The organism is Paracoccus homiensis, from assembly GCF_900111675.1.
Classification (GTDB): Bacteria; Pseudomonadota; Alphaproteobacteria; order Rhodobacterales; family Rhodobacteraceae; genus Paracoccus; species Paracoccus homiensis.
This window is the reverse complement of record NZ_FOHO01000001.1, coordinates 370,472-394,717: the sequence shown is the minus strand read 5'-3', so window position 1 is coordinate 394,717 and position 24,246 is coordinate 370,472. Positions and strand designations below refer to the sequence as shown.

Sequence of the window (24,246 nt, the reverse complement as noted above, 5' to 3'; positions counted from 1 at the left end):
TGTCGTAGACGCATGCCGGAAGGTCGCAATCGGATGACGGGCGGGCCGCAGGCCTCAGGTCTTGGGAAACACAAAGACCCGGTCGCGGCGCAACATCAGCCACATCGGGGTGCCGGCCGGCGGCAGAAACACGCCGGGCACGGTCGCGTTCAGCGCGATCCCCCCTTGATCGGTCGAGAATTCGACCAGCGATTCGCGACCCAGATACCGGGCCCGGACAACCCGCGCCAGCGCGGCCGTCCCGTTTTGCGCCGTGGGCGCAGGGCCCTGTCCGGCGCGGTCGAAATCGATCTTCAGATGCTGTGGCCGGATCACGATCTCGACATGCTTGCCGTCCGGCACACCGGGCGTCAGAAAGCGCCCAAAGGGCGTTTCCGTCAGCGCACCCTGGACGCATCCTGTCAAGACGTTGATATCGCTGAAAAATGCCGCGGCCTGCCGATCCACGGGCGCATTGTACAGGTTGTAGGGCGCGCCTTGCTGTACGATCTTGCCATTGCGCATCAGCAGGATCTGATCGGCCATGCGCATCGCTTCATGCGGTTCATGGGTGACAAGCAGAACGGCTGTTCCCTCGTCTTTCAGCAGCCCCAGTGTTTCGTCACGGATCCCGTCGCGCAGCCGTTCGTCCAGCCCGCTGAAGGGTTCGTCCATCAACAGGATGCGCGGTCGCGGTGCCAGGGCGCGGGCCAGTGCGACGCGCTGTTGTTCGCCGCCAGACAGCTCGTGCGGATAGCTGTCGATATGGCGGGCCATCTGCACCCGCTCCAACAGCTCGACGACGCGGGCACGGTTGGCGACAAAGCCGCCTTTCAGGCCAAATGCGACATTCTCGCTGACCGGCAGGTGCGGAAACAGCGCGAAATCCTGAAACATCAGGCCGATGGCGCGACGTTCGGGCGGCACCCGGAAATGCGTGTCGCAGATCAGCTTTCCATCGACCAGAATGCGCCCGCTGTCCTGCATGTCGACCCCGGCCACGATCCGCAATGTCGTCGATTTGCCGCAGCCCGAAGGACCCAGCAGGCAGGCGACCTGCCCCGGCAGGACGGTAAAGGACACATCGTCGACAACCCGCTTGCCATCGAAGGCGCGGATCAGGTTCTGAACCTCAAGGCGGGGTTTGGCGGTCACGGGGCTTGCCGGATTGGTCGCGTGGTTCCGCCCGCCCTAGCAGGGGCAGGCGGAACCCGCAAGCATGGGGCCTAGATCGTCACGTTCAGGGCACCGCCGTCCAGCAGGATGTTCTGGCCGACGATGAATCGGGCCTGCTGGCTGCACAGGAAGGCGCAGGTGGCGCCGAAATCATCGGCGCGGCCATAGGTGCCGGTCGGGATGCCGGCCTGACGCCGGGTGCGGGCCTCGTCAATCGTGATGCCCTCTTTCTCTGCGACGCCGCGATCAAGACTGTCCGCACGGTCGGTTGCGTGAATGCCGGGCAGGATGTTGTTTACACAGACGCCACTGCCCGCGACCTGCCGTGACATGCCGGCGACAAAGCCGGTCAGGCCTGCGCGGGCGGTGTTCGACAGGCCCAGAACGGCAATCGGCGAGCGGACGGATTGCGAGGTGATGTTGACTACGCGGCCCCAGCCACGCTGCATCATGCCGGGGACAAGCGCCTGCATCAGGGCGACCGAGGACAGCATGTTCGCGTCGATGGCCTTGATGAAATCCTCGCGGTTCCAGTCGGTCCATACCCCCGGCGGCGGGCCGCCTGCATTGGTCACAAGGATATCTGCCTGACCGACGGCCTCAAGAACCTTGGCGCGGCCATCTTCGGTGGTGATGTCGGCGGCGACCGGTGTGACTTCGACGCCGTATCTGGACGCGATCTCCTGCGCGGTTCTGGTGATGTCGGCTTCATTGCGACTGTTGATCACCAGATTGACCCCGGCTTCGGCCAGCGCCTCGGCGCAGCCACGGCCCAAGCCTTTCGATGCGGCGCAGACCAGTCCGCGTTTGCCCTTGATACCTAGATCCATGCGTTTTCTCCTGTGATGCGGGCAACGAAGCCCGACGGCCGCGGAATGTCAAACGCTGTTCGATGCGGCGGGCGGCGGGGGCGCTGCCCCCGCGGCGCCTGCCGGGGCTCGATGCCCCAGCAGGCGCCTCCCCCCGGGATATTTCACCACAGAAGATGTGGCGAGCGGCCTATTCCGCGGTCGATGACCGGATCTTGCGGATGTTGTCGCCGTAGATGTCGGGCTGATTCACCGAACCGCCCTTGAAGACGGCCGACCCCGCGACCAGCACATCGGCCCCCGCCTGTGCAACCAGCGGTGCGGTGGTCACATCAACGCCGCCATCCACCTGGATATGGACGGGTCGGTCGCCGATCATCTGGCGCAGGCGCTTGATCTTGGTCAGCTGCGAATGGATGAATTTCTGCCCGCCAAAGCCCGGGTTCACCGTCATCACCAGAACCATATCGGTCAGATCCAGCAGATATTCGACGGCCTCGACCGGTGTTCCGGGATTCAGCGCGATGCCCGCCTGCTTGCCGGTCGCGCGGATCGCCTGCAAGGTCCGATGCGGGTGTGGGCCGGCTTCGATATGGGCGGTGATCATATCGGCGCCTGCCTCGGCATAGGCTTCGATATAGGCGTCGACCGGCGAGATCATCAGGTGAACGTCCATGAAGGTCGTCACATGCGGCCGGAATGCCTTTACCGCGGGTGGCCCGAAGGTCAGGTTGGGGACGAAATGCCCGTCCATGACATCGACATGCACCCAATCGGCGCCCTGATCTTCGATGGCGCGGATTTCGGCCCCGAAATTCGCGAAATCGGCGGAAAGGATTGACGGCGCGATCTTGATCTTGCGGTCGATCGACATGGGCAGCCTCCTGCAATGTAATGCGCTGTCTGCTGCACAGATACCGTGCCTGCGTCAAGTCTGCGCGGCCTCAATCGTCGCGCAGGGCCAGGATTTCGCTGGCTGGTGCGGTTGCGCCGCCCTCGAAGACCAGATGAACCCCGTCTTCGCCAAGCTCGGCCTCGACGATGCTGGCATAGGCCCCGACCTTGGTTTCCGCGATCACCTCGCCCGCACGCAGGCTTTCGATGACGAAACTGTACTGCCCATCGGCAAGCTTGTTGCCCATCGCATCGCGGCCAAACCATTCCACCGGACCTGCGCCGGGCCCGATCAGTTCGCGTGTCACTTCGTTGCCACGCGCATCCAGCGCGATCAGCGCCACGTCGTCGGCCCGCATGTCGGGCGCGATATCCAGGGTCAGCGCCTGTTGGCCGAACCACACCGGAGCGGTTGTCCGGGCTTCCTTTCCGATCCAGGCGGCGGTCTGGCCCAGGCCTGCACCGCCCTGTTGCAGGATCATCTGCTGTAGCAGCTTGTTTGTCTGGGCCTGCTGTTCCACGCCCGAGAAGGTCGCAAGCTGCACGGCGAAATCGGTCCCCTCCATCGGGTTCAGCGGGTCCTGATTCTTCAGTTGTGCGGTCAGCATCTTCAGGAATGTGTCGAATTCCGTGCTGGCCGTGTTTGCGGTTGTTGCCGCAGTCGAACTGGCGGTGGCGGTGGCGGTGCTGCCGGTGGTTTGGGTTACTGCGCTGACCATCGGGCTCTCCTTCAGATGCGAATGTCGATATGGCGGGTGCCCCAGCCCGAGGACAACGCGACCAGGGAAACCGTGTCGCGGGACGGGGCAGGGGCGATATGTTCGGTCAGGGCTTGGGCAGATGCGTCGAGGGGGGCTGCCCATTCAGGATCCTGCCAGTTCTGCCCCGCATCGCCGTCACGAAAGTCCAGCTGCGCGCCCTCCATGCCGGACCCGCGCAGTTCCTCTGCCAGATCTTCGGCATGGCGGCGCATCTGGTCCAGCGTTTCAGCCCGGTCTGCCCAGATCGTCAGATGCGGCGTGCGGTCATGCCCGCCCAGCACCATACGCACGCGGCCCAGTTCTTCGGGTGACAACGTGATTTCGACCAACTCATCCCGAGTGCGAATCGCAGCATCGGCCAGTTGGCGGCTGATCGGCGTGGGCGGGACCGCGCGCAGCGCCTGTACGCTGTGCTGGGTTTGCTGCGGCTCTGACCTTGCTTCCGACGCTTGGGGCGTCTGGGGCAGCGCCGATGCCTCTTCCGCTGGCAGATCCGGAAGGGCGGCTTGTGTCAGCGTGACGCGCTGATCGGCTAGGGCAGGCTTTGGGGCCGTGGTGTCGTTTGCGCCCGGTTCCTTGGGCGCTGCCCAAGACATCCGCGCTGGATCGTCGGCAAGATCTGCTTCTGTCGGCTGTGCCGGGGGATCCGTTTCCGGCATCGGATCTGGGAGCGAATCGCCCACAATTGCGGTTTGATCGGCAAGCTGCTTGGCGCCCTTTGCGTCATGGGTCACGGTAAGGGCAGGCCTGTCACCGTCGATCATTGTCGCCCGCGATTTGGGTAATTCGGCCGTCGTGCCCGTCCACGCCGCCATAAGCTGAGCGACCGGGTCGGTGTCCAGCCCGTTCTCGTCCGCCTGAGCTGGCCCTGTCAGAACGTCATCAACGGGTATTTCCGGTGCAGGTTCAGTTAGCGTTGTCTGATCCGGCACGTCAATTTCGAAACAGGCCCCGGCGGTTTCATCCACGACGGGTTCATCCCGTGGTTTCCGCGAAGTATCTGCGCTGTCGATCTTCAAGAAAGGAATTTCCATCGAATTGCTCGCAAAATGACAGAAGAAAACAAGGCCTGTCTAACCGATACTCCTTACCAATTATTTACTTGGGCCGGATAAGTTCCTCCTAATCAATATCAGGAGTGTTTGAATGGAAATCAGATCCGTCCCGGGTGCCGCGCAGATGGCACCTGCCACCGCCGCGCCCGCCGATCAGCTTGAGCAGGCTTTTCTGGAAGAGATGCTGAAATATTGCGGCCCGAAACCGATGCAGAACGGGTTTTCCGGCGGCGCCGGAGAAGAACAGTTCAGCAGCTTTCTGACCACGGAATATGCCGGGATTCTTGCCCGCAAGCTGGATCTGGGCCTGTCGATCGGGGGTGAGGCATGAGCGATTCCCTGATGCGTCATCTGAAACAGGCGCGCGAGGCCGTGATTGCGGGCGATGCGGCGCGCGCGATGGCCGCGATTGAAAAGCTGTCCAAGGCCGGAGAGATGCGCGTCGACGATGCCGCGCGCCCGCATCTTCAGCGTCAGGTCGAGGAATTGCATCAACTTGCGCTTGCGGCCCAGAAGGGGGCGCGAATGGCGATGGATCAGGTGCGCGCCATCGTCGAGGCCGCGAGATCGCTTCAAACCTATGACAGCGTCGGCGCGCGCAGGGTTGCGGTCACCGTGGCGCCGGTCCCGCGCCGCTATTGAGTAAAATCCTATGCGTCCTGGCTTTGAGGGAATCGCCGAAATTCACTATTCGTCAATCACCCACTGCTAAGACGGTGTTGCACGGGAAAAGTGCAGGGCACAGCGCCCGATCGGTCAGAAGGCCTTCCTTGAAACCGTGACGCAAAAGCGTCCGAATATCGGAGGACAATATGTCCAGCATTCTGACCAACAACGGCGCCATCGTCGCCCTGCAAACCCTCAAGTCGATCAATTCGAACCTGAACAAGACGCAGGAACAGGTGTCGACCGGCAAGGCGGTGAACAACGCCCAGGACAATGCCGCGATCTGGGCCATCTCGAAAGTGATGGAAACCGATCAGTCGGCCTTCAAAGCCATCCAAAGCAACCTGAACGTTGCCGAGGCGACTGTCGCAACGGCCCGGAACGGCGCCGAACAGATCACCACGCTTCTGAACGAGATGAAAGATCTCGCCATCGGGGCAAGCAGCGATACGGCTGACTTCGCGAAGATCAACACCGACATCGTCGCGAAAAAGAACCAGATCACCGCGATCATTGGCGGCACCCAGTTGAACGGCGTCAACCTTCTGAAGACCAACCCGGTGCCGGGCCAGACCAGCTTTACGGTCCTGGGCTCGCTGGACCGGACCAACGGCACGGTTGCCACGACGGCCAACAACATCTCGGTCAACTCGGTCGATTTCCAAGCGTCCATTCAGAACGCAACGGTGACGACCATCACCGATCGTGCCACGGCCGCAACGGTGGTGGGCGAGCTTGAGGGATTCATCAACACTGCGGTTGTCGGTGCGGCCGCCCTGGGTTCGGCGGGCAAGCGGATTTCGGACCAGTCGGCCTTTGTCGGCAAGCTGGAAGACTCGCTGCAGATGGGGATCGGATCGCTTGTCGACGCCGATATGGAAGAGGCGTCGGCGCGCCTGCAGGCTTTGCAGACGCAGCAGCAGCTGGGCATCCAGGCCCTGTCGATCGCGAACCAGGCACCCTCGGCCATCCTGTCGCTGTTCCGCTGATCCTGGCGGTAGCAAAAGATCTGCCGGGGCGCATGCCAGCGCCCCGGCAACACCCCACAGTCTTAGATCAGGATCTTAGAAATTGAACGCGGTCACCCCACATAACGAATACGGATATGGCGCGCAGGTCCTGCGCGGTTCCCGCGACGCGGAATACGACGTCTTTTCGCGCGTGACGCGCATGTTGCGCCAGGCGGACCCCTCAGGTCGCAGCAGCGATGCGATCCTTGCGGTTCACAAGAACAATGAACTTTGGACCATCCTCGCCGCGGACCTGGCCCAGCCGGGCAACGGACTTCCCGACGAGGTCAAGGCGGGCCTATTGTCGCTTGCCATGTTCTCGGTGCGCCACGGGCACGGCATCATGAATGGCAAAGGCTCGACCCAAGTGCTGATCGATATCAACCTGTCGGTCATGAAGGGGTTGCGCGGGGAGGTCGGGATATGAGCGGCCTCGTCCTGAAACTGGCCCCGAATGAGCGTATCCTGATCAACGGGGCGGTCATCGAAAATGGTGAAAAACGGTCCAAGATCTCGATCCGGACGCCGAACGTGAATGTTCTGCGGCTGCGTGATGCAATCCGACCCGAGGACGCCAAGACCCCGGTGTCGCGGGCCTGCTATATCGCCCAGTTGATCCTGTCGGGCGATGCCGATCCTGCCGAGGGCCGGCAGCAATTGCTGGTCGCGATCGAACAGCTGAGTCAGGTCTTTACCGATCGCGACAGCCGATTGCTGCTGGCAGACGCAAGTGCCGCTTGTGTTGCGGAGAACCCCTATCAGGTGCTGCGCCGCTTGCGCGAGCTTCTGCCACGCGAGGCGCGGCTGTTCGCCGCCCTACCGCAATGACCGCCGCGATCAGCGTCGGGTTGGGTGGGCTTGGAGGCTGGAAGATCCTGCAACGGACGCAGGATCGTCAGCTAGAGGCGCTTGCCTCGGATGCTAGTATCCAGCGGGCAACCGGCTATTTCAGTGACCGGATCGAGGTCACGAACTCGGCCGAGGCGCTGATCGCGGACTATCGGATGCTGAACGTCGCCCTGAGCGCGTTCGGCCTGGAAGACGATCTGCCCAACAAGGCCTTTATCAGGCAGGTTCTCGAGTCGGACCTGAGCGATGAACAGTCATTGGCAAACCGTCTGGGCGATAAACGCTATCTGAGATTGGCGCAGGCTTTCGATTTCGCGGGCGGAAACCGGACGGATGACGCCGGGTTCGCGGATGAGATATCGCAAGCTTTCCTGAACCGGGAGTTTGAAAGGCGCGTAGGTCAGTCCGATGAAACCCTGCGTCTTGCCATGAATGCGCAGCGAGAATTGCAGGGCTTCGTCGGTCGGACCTCCAGCAATACGACCCTTTGGTTCGAGGTTTTGGGCAACCCACCGCTGCGCGAGGTCTTCGAGGGGGCGTTCGGCTTCGGATCGGCCTATTCGCAACTGTCCGTCGATCGGCAGTTGACCGAATTCACCAAAGCTGCCGAGCGCTTTCTTGGCACCTCGGACCTGACCGAGATTGCCGGAGGCGCGAAAAGCGATCGCCTGATGCAGGCCTTTCTTGTGCGCTCGCAACTGACGGAGTCCGTGGCGCAGACGCGATACAGCGCGGCCCTGCAATTATTGACCTCTTGATCAAAAATCATGGATGTGCGCGGCTCTTGGCGACGGCCTGCACCGCTTTTCGGTATTTTGGCGAATGCAGCCTTGCACCGCAGCGAGGCTTGACTATAACCCCGGACGATTTGGCCATTCCATGACACACCGGAGGCACAGCTATGCCGAAAAGAACCGATATCAAATCCATCCTGATCATCGGCGCCGGGCCCATTGTCATCGGACAGGCTTGCGAGTTTGACTACTCGGGCGCGCAGGCTTGCAAGGCGCTGCGCGAAGAGGGGTATCGGGTCATTCTGGTGAACTCGAACCCTGCGACGATCATGACCGATCCGGAGATGGCCGACGCGACCTATATCGAGCCGATCACCCCTGACATGGTCGAGAAGATCATCGCGAAGGAACGCCCGGATGCGTTGCTGCCCACGATGGGTGGTCAGACCGGCCTGAACACCGCCCTGGCCCTGGCGGATTCGGGGGCGCTGAACCGCTATGGCGTTGAATTGATCGGCGCGCAGCGTTCCGCCATTGAAATGGCCGAGGATCGCAAGCTGTTCCGCGAGGCAATGGACCGGATCGGCCTTGAAAACCCGCGCGCGACCATCGTGTCGGCCCCGAAGCTTGCCAATGGCAAGTTCGATATCTCGGCCGGGGTCGCCACGGCAATGGAGGCGCTTGAAGATATCGGCCTTCCCGCGATCATCCGTCCGGCCTTTACGCTGGGGGGCACCGGTGGCGGCGTCGCCTATAACCGCGACGATTACGAACGTATCGTCCGTTCGGGGTTGGACGCCTCGCCCATGGCGCAGGTGCTGATCGACGAAAGCCTTCTGGGCTGGAAAGAATACGAGATGGAGGTCGTACGCGACCGCAACGACAACGCCATCATCGTCTGCGCGATCGAGAATGTCGATCCGATGGGCGTGCATACCGGCGACTCGATGACCGTCGCACCGGCGCTGACCCTGACCGATCGCGAATACCAGATCATGCGCAATGGCAGCATCGCCGTGCTGCGCGAGATCGGCGTCGAAACCGGCGGCTCGAACGTGCAATGGGCGATCAACCCCGAAGACGGCCGCATGGTCGTGATCGAGATGAACCCGCGCGTCTCGCGCAGCTCGGCGCTGGCGTCGAAGGCCACGGGCTTCCCGATCGCCAAGATCGCCGCCAAGCTGGCCGTCGGCTATACCTTGGATGAGCTGGACAACGACATCACCAAGGTGACGCCCGCCAGCTTCGAACCCAGCATCGATTATGTCGTCACCAAAATCCCGCGTTTTGCCTTCGAAAAGTTTCCGGGCAGCAAGCCCGAACTGACGACTGCGATGAAGTCGGTCGGCGAGGTCATGGCAATCGGCCGCAGCTTCCATGAATCGCTGCAAAAGGCGCTGACCTCGATGGAAAACGGGCTGACCGGTCTCGATGAAATCGTGATCGAGGGCGCCGCGGATCAAGGCAAGCCCGCTGTCATCGCCGCGTTGTCCAAGCAGACGCCCGACCGCATCCGCATCATCGCCGAAGCGATGCGTTTCGGCATGACCGATGATGAAATTCAGCGCGTCACCAGCTTTGATCCCTGGTTCCTGGCGCGGATTCGGGAAATCATCGACGCCGAAAACCAGGTGCGCCAGACCGGGTTGCCCGAGGACGCCGATGCCCTGCGCGATCTGAAGATGATGGGCTTTACCGATGCCCGGCTTGCGACGCTGACCGGCCGTGACGAGGCCGACATTCGCCGCGCGCGCCGCAGCGCCGGTATCCGTCCGGTCTTCAAGCGCATCGACACCTGCGCCGCCGAATTCGAAGCGCAGACGCCCTATATGTATTCCACCTACGAAGCCCCGGCCATGGGCGATGTGGAATGTGAATCGCGCCCGACCGATGCCAAGAAAGTCGTCATTCTGGGGGGTGGCCCGAACCGGATCGGTCAGGGGATCGAGTTCGATTACTGCTGCTGCCACGCCTGTTTCGCGCTGACCGAGGCGGGCTATGAAACCATCATGGTCAACTGCAACCCGGAAACGGTCAGCACCGACTATGATACCAGCGACCGCCTGTATTTCGAGCCGTTGACCTTGGAACATGTGCTGGAAATCCTGCGGACCGAGCAGGAAAACGGCACGTTGCATGGCGTGATCGTGCAGTTCGGTGGCCAGACCCCGCTGAAATTGGCCAATGACCTTGAGGCCGAGGGGATCCCGATCCTGGGCACCACGCCCGACGCTATCGATCTGGCCGAGGATCGCGAACGCTTTCAGGATCTGCTGAACCGTCTGGACCTGAAGCAGCCGATCAATGGCATCGCCCATAGCGACGCCGAGGCGATTGCGATTGCCGGCAAGATCGGCTTCCCGCTGGTCATTCGGCCGTCCTATGTGCTGGGCGGTCGCGCGATGGAAATCGTGCGCGATATGGACCATCTGAAACGCTATATCACCGAAGCCGTCAGCGTTTCGGGCAAGAACCCGGTTCTGCTGGACAGCTATCTGACCGGCGCGATCGAGGTTGACGTCGATGCGCTGTGCGATGGCGAGAACGTCCATGTCGCGGGGATCATGGAGCATATCGAAGAGGCGGGCGTCCATTCGGGCGACAGTGCCTGTTCGTTGCCGCCGCATACCCTGACCGCCGAGACGATCGACGAACTGAAACGCCAGACCGAGCTGATGGCACGCGGGTTGCGCGTCGTCGGACTGATGAACGTGCAGTTCGCGTTGAAAGACGGCGAGATCTATGTCCTGGAGGTGAACCCGCGTGCCTCGCGCACCGTGCCCTTTGTCGCCAAGGCCACCGACAGTGCCATCGCCTCGATCGCGGCGCGTCTGATGGCGGGCGAGCCGATGTCGAACTTCCCCGCACGTGCGCCCTATCCGGAAGGGGTCGGGCCCGAGGACGATCTGCCCTTTGCCGATCCGCTGACGCTGGCCGATCCGATCACGCCCTGGTTCTCGGTCAAGGAGGCTGTGTTGCCCTTTGCCCGCTTCCCGGGCGTTGATACGCTGCTGGGGCCGGAAATGCGCTCGACCGGCGAAGTGATGGGCTGGGATCGCAATTTCCCGCGCGCCTTCCTGAAGGCCCAGGTCGGGGCGGGAACGCATCTGCCGCATGAAGGCCGGGTCTTCGTGTCGGTCAAGGATGCGGACAAGACCGACGCCCTGGCCGAGGCTGCACGCGATTTGGTCGCAATGGGCTTTGCGCTGATCGCGACCTCGGGGACGGCCGAATTCCTTGCGGCGAACGGGGTGGAATCGACCCGCGTCAACAAGGTCTATGAAGGGCGTCCCAATATCGCCGACCGCCTGAAGAACGGCGAGATCGCGATGGTGCTGAACACGACCGAGGGCGCGCAGGCGATTGCCGACAGTCGCGAGATCCGCGCCGTCGCGCTGTATGGCAAGATCCCGTATTTCACCACCGCCGCCGGCAGCATCGCCGCCGTCGCCGCCATCAAGTCGCGCGAAGAGGGCGAGGTCGGGGTCCGGTCGCTTCAGGCCTGAACCCGATCGATCGATCCGCAAGATGAAAGGGCGCGGCTGTCACCAGCCGCGCCCTCGCTTTTTTTGCCCGCAATCTCTTACAGGATGAAATCGCCGGCCCAGTAATCATTGGCGTCGTCGGCCCCGTCACTGATCCGAATGGTCATTTCCGGCGTGGAATCGGCGTCGGTGTTCACGCGCAGCCAGGTTTCGCTGCCCACATTCTGCATCCAGATGCTGCCCGCGCCCCCGTTCGAGGTGCCGCTGAAGGTGAAGGCCTGATTGCCCGCGATACCGGTATTCGCATCGATGGCCGACAGGTCGATCTTGTCCTCGATCGTGGACAGCAGATTGATCCCGGCCCCTTGGAAATCTGTGATCCGATCGTAATTGGCGCTGTTGCCAAAGGGCGAATCCGCCGTGCTGTAGAAGACGAAGGTGTCTTCGCCACCGCCACCGGACATGACATCGGCGCCCAGGCGGCCGCTGATCCGGTCGTCTCCGCTTTGGCCGAACATGGTGTCGTTGCCCGACCCGCCATCCATGCGGTCGTTCTGATTGCCACCATACATGGTGTCATTGCCCGCATCGCCATACATGTTGTCGCGGCCGTTCTGACCATACAGGCGGTCATTGTCGTTGCCGCCGCGCATATAGTCGTTGCCACTGCCGCCAAACATGCGGTCGACACCGTTGTTGCCATACATCCGGTCGTTGCCCGACCCGCCCAGCATGGTGTCATTGCCGTTGCCGCCGAACAGCAGGTCGTTGCCATTGCCGCCCGACAGGTAGTCGTTGCCGTTGTCGCCATACAGCGTGTCATTGCCGTCCAGCCCGGTGATCCGGTCATTGCCGTCCCCGCCACTGATGCGGTTCGAGGCCGAATTGCCCGCCAGCGTGTCATCGCCCGCCCCAGCGATCAGATGCTCGAACTGGGTAAAGCTTTCGCCGCTGAAATTGGTCGTGCCGGTCGCCATGTCGATATTGTAGTCACCACCAAAGCTGGTGGTGTTCAGCGTGTCGATGCCACTGCCGCCGCGCAGCGTCTCGGGCGTGCCATTACCGGCATAGATCAGGTCGTTGCCGTCCTGCCCGTCATAGACGCCGCGCCCGCTGGACCGGATGACATCGTCACCGCTGCCGCCATAGACGGTATTGGTGCCGCTGCCGCCGTCCAGGCTGTCATTGCCGGCGCCGCCCGAGACATAGTCATTGCCGGCCCCCGCAGCGACCGTGTCGTTGCCGCCTCTGGTATAGATGCGGTTGGCGCCCGATGTGCCGGTGATGTTGTCGTTTCCGTTCCCGGTCACCAGGTTTTCGAACTGGGTAAAGCTTTCGCCGGTATAGTTGGTGGCACCGGTCGTCATGTTGATCGTGTAGTTGCCGTTCCAGTGGGTGGTGTTCAGCCAGTCCGTGCCAGCCCCGCCACGCAGCGTCTCCTGTGCTCCGAGCCCGGCATAGACATAGTCGTTGTCGCCCTGGCCGTCGAAGATGCCGCTGCCGCTGGACCGGATCGTGTCATTGCCGTTGCCGCCATAAACGGTGTCGCGTCCGCTGCCCGCGTCGATGCTGTCATTGCCGTTGGCGGTCCAGACATAGTCGTTGCCCGCGCCCGCATCGACCTTGTCATTGCCGCCATTGGTATAGATGCGATTGCCATCCGCCGTGCCGATGATGTTGTCATCGCCGTTCCCGGTCACGAGATTTTCGAACTGGGTAAAGCTTTCGCCGGTATAGTTGGTCGCGCCGGTCACCATGTTGATGGTGTAGTCACTGTTCCAGTGGGTGGTGTTCAGCCAGTCCGTGCCAGCCCCGCCGCGCAGCGTTTCCTGTGTTCCGAGCCCAGCATAGATATAGTCGTTGCCGCCCTGGCCGTCAAAGATGCCGCTGCCGCTGGACCGGATCGTGTCATTGCCGTTGCCGCCATAGACGGTGTCGCGTCCGCTGCCCGCGTCGATGCTATCATTGCCGTCGCCGGTCCAGACATAGTCATTGCCCGCGCCCGCGTTCACCCTGTCATTGCCGCCATAGGTATAGATCCGGTTGGCGCCCGATGTGCCGGTGATGTTGTCGTTGCCATTCCCGGTCACGAGGTTTTCGAACTGGGTAAAGCTTTCGCCGGTATGGTTGGTGGCACCGGTCGTCATGTAGATCGTGTAGTTGCCGTTCCAGTGGGTGGTGTTCAGCCAGTCCGTGCCAGCCCCGCCGCGCAGCGTTTCCTGTGTCCCGAGCCCGGCATAGACATAGTCGTTGCCCGTACCGCCGTCATAGACCCCTGCGCCGCTGGACCGGATCGTGTCATTGCCCGAACCGCCCCAGATGGTGTCGCGACCGCCATTGCCGCCCAGACTGTCATTGCCGCCGAACCCATAGATCAGGTCCGCGCCCGAGGTGCCGGGGATAGTGTTGTTGCCGCTGTTGCCAAATAGCGTTGCCATCGTAGATCTCCTTCACGTTTGCTCCCTGCGGGATGCCGAACCGATCGGCGGTCCCAAGGCGGGGATAGCGTGAGGGTCGTGATGCCCCTGTGATCGGACTTTTGGCGGCCTTCCGGCATCAGCGGCTCCCGCAAGGGAAGGCAGCCCCGCGATCCGGCGGCATGATTTCCTTAACTGTCTGATCCGGCGTTCGGAAAGCAGGCGAATTTTAGGATGCAGATGGTGAAGAAAGGGCGTGAATTCATGAACTTGAATGCGATTTGGCGTCGCGCGATCTGACCGATCCGGCCGCCGGAATCACCCCAGATAGGCGCGCAGCGCCGCCGGCGGGTTGTCCAGCAATGCCTGTGTGGGTTGCGGGGCCTCGGCGCGCCCCTGATCGACGACGATGGTCTGGTCCGCAAAAGCGCGGGCATCGCCCGGATCATGCGTCACCATCAGCACCGTGGCCCGTGTCCTGTCCGCGATCCGCCCCAACAGGGCCAGCATTTCGGATTTCAGCGCGGGGCCAAGCGCCGAAAAGGGCTCATCCAGCAGCAGGATCGGCCTTGCGCGCAGCAGGACGCGGGCAAGGGCGACGCGGCTTTGCTGGCCTCCTGACAGGTTCTCGGGCTTGCGCGGGCCCATGTCGCGCAGGCCCACCTGCGTCAGGGCATCCTGCACCTGCGCCTGTTGATCCGGTCCCAGCCGCAGGTCGGGGCGCAGGCCCAGCCCTACATTCTGGGCCACGCTCAGATGCGGAAACAGGTTCTGGTCCTGAAACAGGAATGAAACGGGCCGCTGGCCGGGCGACAGTGGCAGAAGATCGGTGCCCTGCCAGCTGACCTGACCCCGCTGCGGCGTCAGGAACCCTCCGATCAGCGACAGCAGCGTGGACTTTCCCGACCCCGAGGGGCCGATGATCGCGACCCGTGCGCCCGGTGCGATCCGCAGATCGGCGGCAAGCGCGAAATCCCCGCGCGCGACATGGATGTCAGATAGCTCAAGCAAGGCGGCCTCCGCGATCGAACAGCCAGAACAACAGGAAGGAAATCGCCATCAGCAGCACTGCGCAGGCGGCGGCATCCTGCATCCGGTAGGAATTCATCAGCTGGTAAAGTTTCAGGGGCAGCGTGGGATCATTGGTCGCGAACAGGGTGATCACGCCCAGATCGCCCATCGCCAGCGCCGCCGCCAGCCCACCCGCAAAGCCAAGCGGCCGCGCAAGTCGCGGCAGCGTCAGGTAACGCAGTCGCGCCATCCCGTGCAGGTTCAGCGATTCGGCCAGCCGTCCATAATCCGCCCGCAGGTCCCGCGCCGCCGGGATCAGCGATCGCAGCCCGAAAGGCAGCGCCATGATCGCATTGATCGCGACCGTCACGGGCAGCGCCATGTCATCGGGCGACAGCCAGCCACGCAGCAGGATGAACAGCCCCGTTCCCAGAACCAGCGGCGAGGCGACCAGCGGCAGCATCCCCGCAAGCTCGATCCAGGCGGCGCGACCACGGGCGATGGACAGGGCCAGAACCAGCCCAAGCGAAATGGACAGCACCGCCGAAACCAGCGCCATGACGACCGATCGCAACGTGGCCTGCCAGACCTCGGGCGGCAGCAAGGGGATGCGGGGCAGACCCTGAATCGTGACGGCAAGGATGGGCCACAGCAGGAACCCGGCGGCCAGCAGGATCGCGGCGATATCCGCCCCGACGCGCCAGCCCCTGGGACCGCGCGGCCCCTGCTGGCTGGCGATGCCGGCACCGAAGGCGGCAGGCACCGCGATCCAGCGGGCCAGCCCCATTGCCGCGACGCACAGCCCGATCTGCACCAGACCCAGCGTTGCTGCGCGGCCCAGATCGAAATCGAAGCGGAAGGCCTGATAGATTGCCAATTCGACCGTGGTGGCCGACGGGCCACCCCCAAGTGCCAGCGCCACGGTGAACGAGGTCAGGCAGACCAGAAACACCGCCAGCCAAACACCCGGCAGCACCGCGCGCAGCATGGGGCGTTCCAGATGGCGGGCAATGTCGGCGGGGCCAAAGCCAAGGCTTTCGGCCAGGCGGAACCGCTCGGCCGGGATCGCCTGCCAGCCCTGCAGGATCAGCCGCACCGACAGCGGCAGGTTGAAGAAGACATGGGCAAGGATCACCCCCTGCCAGCCATAGACGCTGAATTCGGGCAGGCCGATCAGGCGCAGCCCGTCATTCAGGGCGCCGTTGCGGCCAAAGACCGCGATCAGCCCCATGATCGCGACGATCACTGGCAGAATGAATGGCGCACCCAGCAGCGTGACCAGCGCCGCGCGGCCCGGAAAGCGCCGCCGCGCCAGCGCCCGCGCAACCGGCACCGCCAGCAGCGCGGACAAGGCCGCCGACAGCGCCGCCTGCCACAGCGTGAACCAGACCGCGCGCCAGTCCCACGGTCCCAGACCCGACAGACCCCTGGCCTGCAGCGCGACCGCGATCAGCGTCCCCAGGATCAGCGTGGCCAGCCCCGCCGCCAGTGCCGCCCCTGCCGCGCGGTCCCTTAGCCCGAAAACGCCTGCAGCCATTCATTCAGCGCCGGTTCACGCAGCTCTTCGGCCTGTTCTTCGGAATAGAACAGCGTCTTGTCGGGGCGCGGCAGATCGCGCATCACCTGCGGCCACTGGTCCTGCGGCAGTTTCGAGGGCAGCGACCAGTTCGCCAGCGGGATCGTCTGCTGGAAATCCTCGGTCAGGATCCAGTCCATGAACTGCTGTGCCAATTCCGGCTGATCGCTGGATTTCACCTGCGCGGCCAGTTCGGCCATGAAGTAATGACCCTCGGGGAAGATCGCGGCCTTTTTGGTCAGGTCTTCTTCGGCGGCGATGTGATAGGCGGGCGAGGTGGTGTAGGACAGCACCATATCCGCTTCGCCATCGGTGAACATGCCATAGGATTCCGACCAGCCCTTGGTGACGGTCAGAACCTTGGGTGCCAGCTTTTCCCACGCCGCCTGCGCATCCTCGCCATAGACCGATTTCACCCACAACAGCAGCGCCAGCCCCGAAATCGAGGATCGCGGGTCCTGAATCACGATCTTCAGATCGTCGGGCGCGTCCAGCAGGTCCTGAAAGCTGGCGGGCGGGTTTTCCAGCCGGGTTTCGTCATAGATAAAGGCGGTCTCGCCCCAGTTATAGGGCAGGAACACGTCGTCCGACCATGCGACCGGCAACGACAGGTCACTGATATCCTGACCATGCGGTGCGAACAGGCCCGATGCGCGGGCGCGCGCGGTCACATCGGTGTTCAGGCCAAAGACGATATCGGCCTCGGTGCCTTCGCCCTCCATCAGGATGCGGGGCAGGATGTCGCCGGTCACGAAGGTCAGATCGCAGTTGCAGAACGCCTCGAACCCCTGTTCGATCTTCGGGCCGGGGCCCCATTCGCTGGCGATGTAATCGCCGGCATAGACGGTCAGCACGGGCTTTTCCTGCGCCAGCGCGGGCGTCGCGGCCAACAGGGCCAGGGCGGTCAGGCGGGTTTTCATCGCTGTCTCCTCCGATGTGGTCAGGTATCGAAAGAAAGGACAGCGTCACCTTCCCTCCGCCGGGGTGAGCCGGATCAGGTTCTACGGGTCCGCGTCGTGCGTCTCAGCCGGAATTGGCCCCCCGAGGCATTCACCGAACATAATGCCCCCGCCGCGCTTCGCAAGATGAAAGCGCGGTTTCCAAGCATCGCGCAGACAGTTAAAACGCCCTGCAATGACAGGCGAAGGACAGGCATGAGCGACCAGCCCACCCCGATGATGGCGCAATATCTGGCGATCCGTGATGCAAATCCCGGCGCGCTGCTGTTCTATCGCATGGGCGATTTCTACGAGATGTTCTTTGATGACGCGGTGGCGGCGGCCGCGGCGCTGGACATCGCGCTGACGAAACGCGGCACCCATCAGGGCGAACCGATCCCGATGTGCGGCGTTCCGGTCCATGCCGCCGAAAGCTATCTTCTGACCCTGATCCGCAAGGGGTTTCGCGTCGCCATCGCCGAGCAGATGGAAGATCCCGCCGAGGCCAAGAAGCGGGGCAGCAAATCCGTGGTGGCCCGCGATGTGGTGCGGCTGGTCACGCCCGGCACCCTGACCGAGGAATCGCTGCTTGAGGCGCGGCGCCACAATTTCCTGGCGGCCTTCGCGCAGGTGCGCGACGAAACGGCGCTGGCCTGGGTCGATATCTCGACCGGGGCATTTCAGGTGATGGAATGCCCGCTGCCGCGTCTTGCGCCGGAACTTGCGCGTTTGGCCCCGCGTGAACTGCTGGCGGCGGAAGGGGCCGGTCTGGATGAGCTGGCGGATGATGCGGGGGCGGCGCTGACCGATCTGCCGGCGGGTGCCTTTGACAGCGCGGGCGGCGCGCGGCGGCTATGTGCGCTGTATGCCGTGGAGACGCTGGACGGGTTTGGCAATTTCAGCCGGGCCGAGCTGGCGGCGATGGGCGCCATCGTCGATTATCTGGACATGACGCAGAAGGGCAAACTGCCGCTGCTGCGTCCGCCGATGCGTGAACGGGCGGGCGGCGCGGTGCAGATCGACGCCTCGACCCGCCGCAATCTGGAACTGACGCAATCGCTGTCGGGCGGGCGCGAGGGCAGCCTTTTATCGGCCATCGACCGCACGGTCACGGCCCCCGGTGCGCGGCTTCTGGAACGGCGGATCAGTGCGCCCAGCCGTGACCTGCCCCTGATCCACGCCCGCCATGATGCGGTCGCACAATTGGTCGAGGATCCCCGTCTGACCGCCGATCTGCGCGAGGCGCTTGGCCGGGTGCCCGATATGGACCGCGCCTTGTCACGGCTGGCGCTGGACCGTGGCGGGCCGCGCGATCTGGCCGCGATTCGCGCCGGGCTGACGCAAGGGGCGGCGATTGCGGACCGTCTGCCCGAAGGTTCGGCGCAGGTTCTGGCGCAGGCGGCGGGCGATCTGACCGGACATGACGCATTGATCGACCTGCTGGATGAGGCGCTGGTGGCCGAGCCGCCCTTGCTTGCGCGCGATGGCGGCTTTGTCGCCACCGGCTATGACGAGGATCTGGACCAGACCCGCACCCTGCGCGACGAGGGGCGGGGCGTGATCGCCGGGATGCAGGCCGATTATGCCGCGCGGGCCGGGGTCACCAGCCTGAAGATCAAGCATAACAACGTGCTGGGCTATTTCATCGAAACGACCTCGACCCATGCCGAACGGATGCTGGCGATGTCGGATGTGTTCATCCACCGCCAGACGACCGCGAACCAGATCCGGTTCACCACCGTCGAATTGTCGGAACTTGAAACCCGTATCCTGAATGCCCGCGACCGCGCCCTGGACATCGAGCGCGTGGTGTTCGCCCGCCTGCGTGCCGCCGTGCTGGATCAGGCCGCCGCCATCGGTCAGGCGGCGCGGGCGCTGGCGGAAATCGATCTGGCCGCCGGTTTTGCCGATATCGCCACCGGCGAAGGCTGGACCCGGCCGCGCGTCGATGACAGCCGCGCCTTTGACGTTCAGGGTGGCCGGCATCCGGTCGTGGAACGGGCGCTGAAACGCAAATCCGAAAGCTTTGTCGCCAATGACTGCGATCTGACCGCCGGGCAGACCCCCGCGATCTGGCTTCTGACCGGCCCCAACATGGCCGGTAAATCGACCTTCCTGCGCCAGAACGCGCTGATCGCGGTGCTGGCGCAGGCCGGGGGATTCGTGCCGGCGCGGCACGCCCATATCGGCATGGTCAGCCAGTTGTTCAGCCGCGTGGGGGCCGCCGATGATCTGGCGCGCGGACGTTCGACCTTCATGGTGGAAATGGTCGAGACCGCCGCGATCCTCAATCAGGCCGACGATCGTGCCCTGGTCATCCTTGACGAGATCGGGCGCGGCACGGCGACATGGGACGGGCTGTCCATCGCCTGGGCGGTGATGGAGCATCTGCACGCCGTCAACCGGTGCCGGGCGCTGTTTGCCACGCATTACCACGAAATGACCGCGCTGACCGCCAAGCTGGACGGGGTCGAGAACGCGACCGTCGCCGTGCGCGAATGGGAAGGCGAGGTGATCTTCCTGCACGAGGTCCGCAAAGGGGCTGCCGACCGGTCCTATGGCGTGCAGGTTGCGCGTCTGGCCGGGTTGCCCGCCTCGGTCGTCGATCGCGCGCGCGAGGTTCTGGATGCGCTGGAATCGGGTGAACGCGAGGGCGCGGCCCGTCCTGCCGCGCTGATCGACGATCTGCCGCTGTTCCGCGCCGTGCCGCCCGCGCCCGCCGCGCCGGTGGCCAAGGAAAGCCCGCTTGACGCGCGGTTGCGCGACATCCATCCCGACAGCCTGTCCCCGCGCGAGGCGCTGGACCTGATCTATGACCTGAAATCCCTGACCGGAGAAACCGCATGAGCTTTAACACCTTTGGCCGCGAATTCCGGTTCACCACCTGGGGCGAAAGCCACGGCCCCGCGCTTGGCGCGACCGTCGATGGCGTGCCGCCCGGCGTCGAACTGACCGAGGAATTCATCCAGCAATTCCTGGACCGTCGCCGTCCGGGCACCAGCAAGCACACCACCCAGCGCCGCGAGGCCGATCAGGTCCGTATCCTGTCGGGCGTGTTCGAAGGGCGCAGCACCGGCACGCCGATCCAGCTGATGATCGAGAACACCGATCAGCGCAGCAAGGATTACGGCGAGATCGCGACCAGCTTTCGCCCCGGCCATGCCGATATCACCTATCATCTGAAATACGGGCTGCGCGACTATCGCGGCGGCGGTCGGTCCAGCGCGCGGGAAACGGCGGCGCGGGTCGCGGCGGGCGGGGTTGCACAGGCCGTGCTGCGTGCGCTGCTGCCCGATCTGCGGATCACCGGCTATATGGTGCAGATGGGCGCGATGCATCTGGATCGCGCGAAATTCGATCTGTCGGCGGTGCCCGGCAATCCGTTCTTCCTGCCCGATGCCACGGCGGTCGAGGCATGGTCCGATTATCTGGACGGCATCCGCAAGGATCAGAACAGCGTCGGCGCCGCGATCGAGGTTCTGGTGCAGGGCTGTCCGCCCGGCCTTGGCGCGCCGGTCTATGCCAAGCTGGACACCGATCTGGCCGCGGCGATGATGTCGATCAACGCCGTCAAGGGTGTCGAGATCGGCGAGGGCATGGCCGCCGCCGCCCTGACCGGCACCGCCAATGCCGATGAAATCCGCATGGGCAATGACGGCCCGCGCTTCATGTCGAACCATGCGGGCGGCATTCTGGGCGGGATCAGTACCGGGCAGGACATCGCGGTGCGCTTTTCGGTCAAGCCGACCAGTTCGATCACCACGCCGCGCCAGACGATCAACCAGATGGGCGAGGAACTGGACCTGATCACCAAGGGCCGCCACGATCCCTGCGTGGGCATTCGCGCCGTCCCCGTGGCCGAGGCGATGGCCGCCTGCGTCATCCTTGACCATCTGCTGATGGACCGCGCCCAGACCGGCGGAACCCGCGGCCAGATCGGCTGAAACCGCGAGCGGTTTACCCCACAGGGTTGTGAGGTCGTGCGAAACATGCTGTCCTGACGGAAGCTACCCGCCGCGACGGCAGGGCGTCGCGCGGACCCACAACCGGCAGGGGACGACATGGCAGATACGGATCAAGACGGCGACGCAGACCCACGGGTTCTGGATTTCGATACCGATTACGAACTGGGTCAGGACAATATCCGTCCGATGGGGCTGGATATCCACAATCCGGTCTTTGTCATCTCGGCAAGCCTGATCATCCTGTTCGTCGCGGTTGCGCTGACCAACCAGGAGGCCGCGGCCCAGTTCTTTGGCTGGCTGCGCCCGTTCCTGACCAGCACCTTCGACTGGTATCTGATGATCGCGGTCAACATCCTGGTGCTGTTCTGCCTGTTTCTGGCGATCTCGCCGCTTGGCAAGGTGCGGATCGGCGGGCGCGATGCGACGCCCGACTACAGCTATCCCGGCTGGATCGCGATGCTGTTTTCGGCGGGCATGGGGATCGGGTTGCTGTTCTTCAGCGTGTTGGAGCCGATGTATTACACGCTGCCCGATCTTGACGCCTGGCCGTTGGGGCGCGATCCGTCGGTGCCCGGAAACGAGACGATGGGCATCGTCGGCACGGTGTTCCACTGGGGGCTTAGCGGCTGGGCGGTCTATGTCGTCGTCGGGCTGGTTCTGGCGATCTTTCATTTCAATCTGGAACTGCCGTTGACGCTGCGCTCGGCCTTTTACCCGCTGCTGGGGGAACGGGTCTGGGGCTGGCCGGGCCATCTGATCGACACGCTGGCGGTCTTTGCCACGCTGTTCGGGCTGACGACGACGCTGGGTCTGGGGGCGCAGCAGGTCGCGGCGGGGCTGAACGATGTTTTCGGCATCCCGATCTCGGACACGCTGATCGTGGGGCTGATCGTTGCCATCACGGCGGTGGCGTTGGTGTCCGTGGTGCTGGGCATGGATGCCGGGGTCAAGCGGCTGTCCGAAATCAACATGGTGTTGGCGGTGATCCTGTTCGTCTTTGTGCTGCTGGTCGGGCCGACGCTGTCCCTGCTGGGCAATTTCGGCGCGGTGCTGCGCGATTACGCGGTCCAGATCGTGCCGCTGTCCAACCCCTTCGGGCGCGAGGATACGGGCTATATGCACGGCTGGACGACCTTCTACTGGGCATGGTGGATCGCATGGTCGCCTTTTGTCGGCATGTTCATTGCCCGCATCTCGCGCGGGCGGACGGTGCGGGAATTCGTGCTGTGCGTGCTGGTCGCGCCCTCGCTGGTCTGCGCCCTGTGGATGAGCGTGTTCGGTGGGTTGGCGCTGGAACAGATGGCGGCAGGTTATGACGGCGTGGCGCAGGCGGTGTCGGAATACCGGCCCGAACTGGCGCTGTTCCGGATGCTGGATCAGCTGCCGCTTTACAGCATCACCGCGCCGGTATCGCTGATCCTGATCGTGGTGTTCTTCGTCACCTCGTCCGATTCGGGGTCGCTGGTGATCGACACGATCACGGCGGGCGGCAAGATGGATGCGCCGGTCGCGCAGCGCGTCTTCTGGGCCACGTTCGAGGGATTGGTGGCGATCGCGCTGCTGTTGGGCGGCGGCCTGAATGCGCTGCAGGGGGCGGCGGTGTCGATGGGCATTCCCTTCACGCTGGTCGTTCTGGCAATGGCGTGGTGCCTGTATCTGGCCCTGCGATCCGAGCGTCACAAATAGTCACATAACATCGCAGGTTGAACCATCTGGGGCGCCGCGCAACTGCGTGGCGCCCCAGCAATTGTTGCCTTCGCGTCAGATTTCGCCTTGTCATAAAATCGTCATATTTGTGTTGCACGGCTGTCACGAAGGCGGCCTAGGTCACAAGGCAGCCCCATCACGGGGAAACCGACTCAGGAGTGATCCATGAACACCGCGAAATTCACCGTCTCGGCGATTGCCATCATCGCGGCCTCGGCCACCGCCGCCGCCGCACGTGACAACGTCCAGACCGCCGGTTCCTCGACCGTGCTGCCTTATGCCACCATCGTCGCCGAAGCCTTCGGTGAAAACTTCGACTTCCCCACCCCGGTCGTCGAATCGGGTGGTTCGGGCGCGGGCCGCAAGAAGCTGTGCGAAGGCGTTGGCGAAAACACCATCGACATCGCGAATTCGTCCAGCCGCATCAAGCAGTCGGATATCGACCTGTGCGCCGAAAACGGCGTGACCGAGATCATGGAAGTGCGCATCGGCTATGACGGCATCGTCTTTGCCAGCGACATCGACGGCGCCGACTTCGCCTTTACCCCGGCCGACTGGTTCAACGCGCTGGCCAAGGACATCGTCGTCGACGGCGAAGTCAAAGCCAATGACAACGCCACCTGGGCCGACGTGAATGCCGACCTGCCCGCGCAGGAAATCCTGGCCTTCGTTCCGGGCACCAAGCACGGCACCCGCGAAGTGTTCGACGAAAAGGTGATCCTTGCCGGCTGTGAAGAATCGGGTGCCATGGAAGTCTTTGCCGAACAGAACGGCGGCGACGAAGACAAGGCCGAAGAGATGTGCACCGCGCTGCGCACCGACGGCGTGTCGGTCGATATCGACGGCGACTACACCGAAACGCTGGCCCGTATCGACGCAAACAAGAACGCCATCGGCGTGTTCGGCCTGTCCTTCTATGAAAACAACATGGACAAGCTGAAAGTGGCGACCATGTCGGGTGTGACCCCCTCGACGGAATCGATCGCGTCGGGCGAATATCCCGTGTCGCGTCCGCTGTTCTTCTACGTCAAGAACGCACATCTGGACGTCATCCCCGGCCTGCAGGAATATATCGAGTTCTTCGTGTCCGATGACATCGCCGGCCCGAACGGTCCGCTGGCATCCTATGGTCTGGTGTCGGACCCGGAACTGGCCGCGACCCAGGAAATGGTTGCCAACCGCACCCCGATGGGGCCGCTGGAGTAATTTCTTTC

General features: G+C 63.6%; 20 protein-coding genes and 1 riboswitch. Of the genes, 11 read left to right on the top strand and 9 right to left on the bottom strand.

Annotation, left to right across the window (positions count from 1 at the left end; all coding sequences use genetic code 11):
- Positions 1-54: 54 nt before the first annotated feature.
- The 5 genes from BMX67_RS01950 to BMX67_RS19490 all read right to left on the bottom strand — a co-directional run bounded on the left by BMX67_RS01950 (position 55) and on the right by BMX67_RS19490 (position 4,215).
- Positions 55-1,134 (bottom strand): ABC transporter ATP-binding protein, encoded by a 1,080-nt coding sequence (locus BMX67_RS01950; protein ID WP_090732070.1) that lies wholly within the window; start codon positions 1,132-1,134, stop codon positions 55-57.
- A gap of 71 nt (positions 1,135-1,205) precedes the next feature.
- Entirely contained in the window at positions 1,206-1,985 is a 780-nt protein-coding gene (locus tag BMX67_RS01945; RefSeq protein WP_090732068.1) for an SDR family oxidoreductase, read from the bottom strand.
- A 169-nt stretch (positions 1,986-2,154) separates the two neighbouring features.
- Positions 2,155-2,838, bottom strand: coding sequence for a ribulose-phosphate 3-epimerase (gene rpe, locus BMX67_RS01940; protein ID WP_090732067.1), 684 nt, complete (start codon positions 2,836-2,838; stop codon positions 2,155-2,157).
- Positions 2,839-2,908: 70 nt separating this feature from the next.
- Positions 2,909-3,577, bottom strand: a complete 669-nt coding sequence (locus BMX67_RS01935) for a flagellar hook capping FlgD N-terminal domain-containing protein (protein WP_090732065.1) — start codon at positions 3,575-3,577, stop codon at positions 2,909-2,911.
- A gap of 11 nt (positions 3,578-3,588) precedes the next feature.
- On the bottom strand, positions 3,589-4,215 hold the full coding sequence (locus BMX67_RS19490) for a flagellar hook-length control protein FliK (protein ID WP_175479777.1): 627 nt from the start codon (positions 4,213-4,215) through the stop codon (positions 3,589-3,591).
- 550 nt (positions 4,216-4,765) lie between these two features.
- Between BMX67_RS19490 and BMX67_RS01925 the strand changes: the two genes are divergently transcribed.
- The 7 genes from BMX67_RS01925 to carB all read left to right on the top strand — a co-directional run bounded on the left by BMX67_RS01925 (position 4,766) and on the right by carB (position 11,439).
- Positions 4,766-5,005 (top strand): hypothetical protein, encoded by a 240-nt coding sequence (locus BMX67_RS01925; protein WP_090732062.1) that lies wholly within the window; start codon positions 4,766-4,768, stop codon positions 5,003-5,005.
- A complete protein-coding gene (locus BMX67_RS01920) occupies positions 5,002-5,316 on the top strand; it encodes a hypothetical protein (RefSeq protein WP_090732061.1) in 315 nt (104 codons plus the stop codon). The genes BMX67_RS01925 and BMX67_RS01920 overlap by 4 nt, the downstream gene beginning before the upstream one ends.
- A 170-nt stretch (positions 5,317-5,486) precedes the next feature.
- Positions 5,487-6,329, top strand: a complete 843-nt coding sequence (locus BMX67_RS01915; protein WP_090732060.1) for a flagellin N-terminal helical domain-containing protein — start codon at positions 5,487-5,489, stop codon at positions 6,327-6,329.
- 82 nt (positions 6,330-6,411) lie between these two features.
- Positions 6,412-6,777 carry a flagellar biosynthesis regulator FlaF gene (gene flaF / locus BMX67_RS01910; protein ID WP_090732058.1) on the top strand — a complete coding sequence of 122 codons (366 nt, stop codon included), beginning with the start codon at positions 6,412-6,414 and terminating at the stop codon, positions 6,775-6,777.
- Positions 6,774-7,178 (top strand): flagellar biosynthesis repressor FlbT, encoded by a 405-nt coding sequence (flbT, locus tag BMX67_RS01905; RefSeq protein WP_090732057.1) that lies wholly within the window; start codon positions 6,774-6,776, stop codon positions 7,176-7,178. The genes flaF and flbT overlap by 4 nt, the downstream gene beginning before the upstream one ends.
- A complete protein-coding gene (locus BMX67_RS01900) occupies positions 7,175-7,957 on the top strand; it encodes a DUF1217 domain-containing protein (RefSeq protein WP_090732055.1) in 783 nt (260 codons plus the stop codon). Before flbT ends, BMX67_RS01900 begins: the two co-directional genes overlap by 4 nt.
- Positions 7,958-8,100: 143 nt before the next feature.
- Positions 8,101-11,439: a carbamoyl-phosphate synthase large subunit gene (carB, locus tag BMX67_RS01895; RefSeq protein ID WP_090732054.1), complete on the top strand. Its 3,339-nt coding sequence runs from the start codon at positions 8,101-8,103 to the stop codon at positions 11,437-11,439.
- A 77-nt stretch (positions 11,440-11,516) separates the two neighbouring features.
- On the opposite strand, the gene BMX67_RS01890 is transcribed toward carB, so the two are convergent.
- The 4 genes from BMX67_RS01890 to BMX67_RS01875 all read right to left on the bottom strand — a co-directional run bounded on the left by BMX67_RS01890 (position 11,517) and on the right by BMX67_RS01875 (position 17,342).
- Entirely contained in the window at positions 11,517-13,856 is a 2,340-nt protein-coding gene (locus BMX67_RS01890; RefSeq protein WP_090732052.1) for a calcium-binding protein, read from the bottom strand.
- A 297-nt stretch (positions 13,857-14,153) separates the two neighbouring features.
- The gene (gene thiQ, locus BMX67_RS01885; RefSeq protein ID WP_090732050.1) at positions 14,154-14,846 is read right to left on the bottom strand and encodes a thiamine ABC transporter ATP-binding protein; all 693 of its coding nucleotides are present in this window, start codon (positions 14,844-14,846) and stop codon (positions 14,154-14,156) included.
- Entirely contained in the window at positions 14,839-16,383 is a 1,545-nt protein-coding gene (locus tag BMX67_RS01880; RefSeq protein ID WP_090732049.1) for a thiamine/thiamine pyrophosphate ABC transporter permease ThiP, read from the bottom strand. Before BMX67_RS01880 ends, thiQ begins: the two co-directional genes overlap by 8 nt.
- Positions 16,359-17,342: a thiamine ABC transporter substrate-binding protein gene (locus tag BMX67_RS01875; RefSeq protein WP_090732047.1), complete on the bottom strand. Its 984-nt coding sequence runs from the start codon at positions 17,340-17,342 to the stop codon at positions 16,359-16,361. The genes BMX67_RS01880 and BMX67_RS01875 overlap by 25 nt, the downstream gene beginning before the upstream one ends.
- 34 nt (positions 17,343-17,376) lie before the next feature.
- Positions 17,377-17,476, bottom strand: a riboswitch (TPP riboswitch).
- 100 nt (positions 17,477-17,576) lie between these two features.
- Between BMX67_RS01875 and mutS the strand changes: the two genes are divergently transcribed.
- From mutS to BMX67_RS01855, 4 genes are all read left to right on the top strand, one after another.
- Positions 17,577-20,207, top strand: coding sequence for a DNA mismatch repair protein MutS (gene mutS / locus BMX67_RS01870; protein ID WP_090732046.1), 2,631 nt, complete (start codon positions 17,577-17,579; stop codon positions 20,205-20,207).
- On the top strand, positions 20,204-21,304 hold the full coding sequence (aroC, locus tag BMX67_RS01865) for a chorismate synthase (protein WP_090732044.1): 1,101 nt from the start codon (positions 20,204-20,206) through the stop codon (positions 21,302-21,304). The genes mutS and aroC overlap by 4 nt, the downstream gene beginning before the upstream one ends.
- Before the next feature lie 117 nt (positions 21,305-21,421).
- On the top strand, positions 21,422-23,011 hold the full coding sequence (locus BMX67_RS01860; protein ID WP_090732042.1) for a BCCT family transporter: 1,590 nt from the start codon (positions 21,422-21,424) through the stop codon (positions 23,009-23,011).
- A gap of 186 nt (positions 23,012-23,197) precedes the next feature.
- Positions 23,198-24,238 carry a PstS family phosphate ABC transporter substrate-binding protein gene (locus BMX67_RS01855; RefSeq protein WP_090732040.1) on the top strand — a complete coding sequence of 347 codons (1,041 nt, stop codon included), beginning with the start codon at positions 23,198-23,200 and terminating at the stop codon, positions 24,236-24,238.
- Positions 24,239-24,246: the final 8 nt, after the last annotated feature.

Coding starts and splice junctions, on each gene's coding strand:
- carB (WP_090732054.1), top strand. CDS start 8,101: ATGCCGAAAAGAACCGATATCAAATCCATCCTGATCATCGGCGCCGGG.
- rpe (WP_090732067.1), bottom strand. CDS start 2,838: ATGTCGATCGACCGCAAGATCAAGATCGCGCCGTCAATCCTTTCCGCC.
- BMX67_RS01920 (WP_090732061.1), top strand. CDS start 5,002: ATGAGCGATTCCCTGATGCGTCATCTGAAACAGGCGCGCGAGGCCGTG.
- BMX67_RS01880 (WP_090732049.1), bottom strand. CDS start 16,383: ATGGCTGCAGGCGTTTTCGGGCTAAGGGACCGCGCGGCAGGGGCGGCA.
- BMX67_RS01900 (WP_090732055.1), top strand. CDS start 7,175: ATGACCGCCGCGATCAGCGTCGGGTTGGGTGGGCTTGGAGGCTGGAAG.
- flbT (WP_090732057.1), top strand. CDS start 6,774: ATGAGCGGCCTCGTCCTGAAACTGGCCCCGAATGAGCGTATCCTGATC.
- BMX67_RS01890 (WP_090732052.1), bottom strand. CDS start 13,856: ATGGCAACGCTATTTGGCAACAGCGGCAACAACACTATCCCCGGCACC.
- BMX67_RS01935 (WP_090732065.1), bottom strand. CDS start 3,577: ATGGTCAGCGCAGTAACCCAAACCACCGGCAGCACCGCCACCGCCACC.
- mutS (WP_090732046.1), top strand. CDS start 17,577: ATGAGCGACCAGCCCACCCCGATGATGGCGCAATATCTGGCGATCCGT.
- BMX67_RS01915 (WP_090732060.1), top strand. CDS start 5,487: ATGTCCAGCATTCTGACCAACAACGGCGCCATCGTCGCCCTGCAAACC.
- BMX67_RS19490 (WP_175479777.1), bottom strand. CDS start 4,215: ATGTCTTGGGCAGCGCCCAAGGAACCGGGCGCAAACGACACCACGGCC.
- BMX67_RS01860 (WP_090732042.1), top strand. CDS start 21,422: ATGGCAGATACGGATCAAGACGGCGACGCAGACCCACGGGTTCTGGAT.
- BMX67_RS01925 (WP_090732062.1), top strand. CDS start 4,766: ATGGAAATCAGATCCGTCCCGGGTGCCGCGCAGATGGCACCTGCCACC.
- BMX67_RS01855 (WP_090732040.1), top strand. CDS start 23,198: ATGAACACCGCGAAATTCACCGTCTCGGCGATTGCCATCATCGCGGCC.
- aroC (WP_090732044.1), top strand. CDS start 20,204: ATGAGCTTTAACACCTTTGGCCGCGAATTCCGGTTCACCACCTGGGGC.
- BMX67_RS01875 (WP_090732047.1), bottom strand. CDS start 17,342: ATGAAAACCCGCCTGACCGCCCTGGCCCTGTTGGCCGCGACGCCCGCG.
- BMX67_RS01945 (WP_090732068.1), bottom strand. CDS start 1,985: ATGGATCTAGGTATCAAGGGCAAACGCGGACTGGTCTGCGCCGCATCG.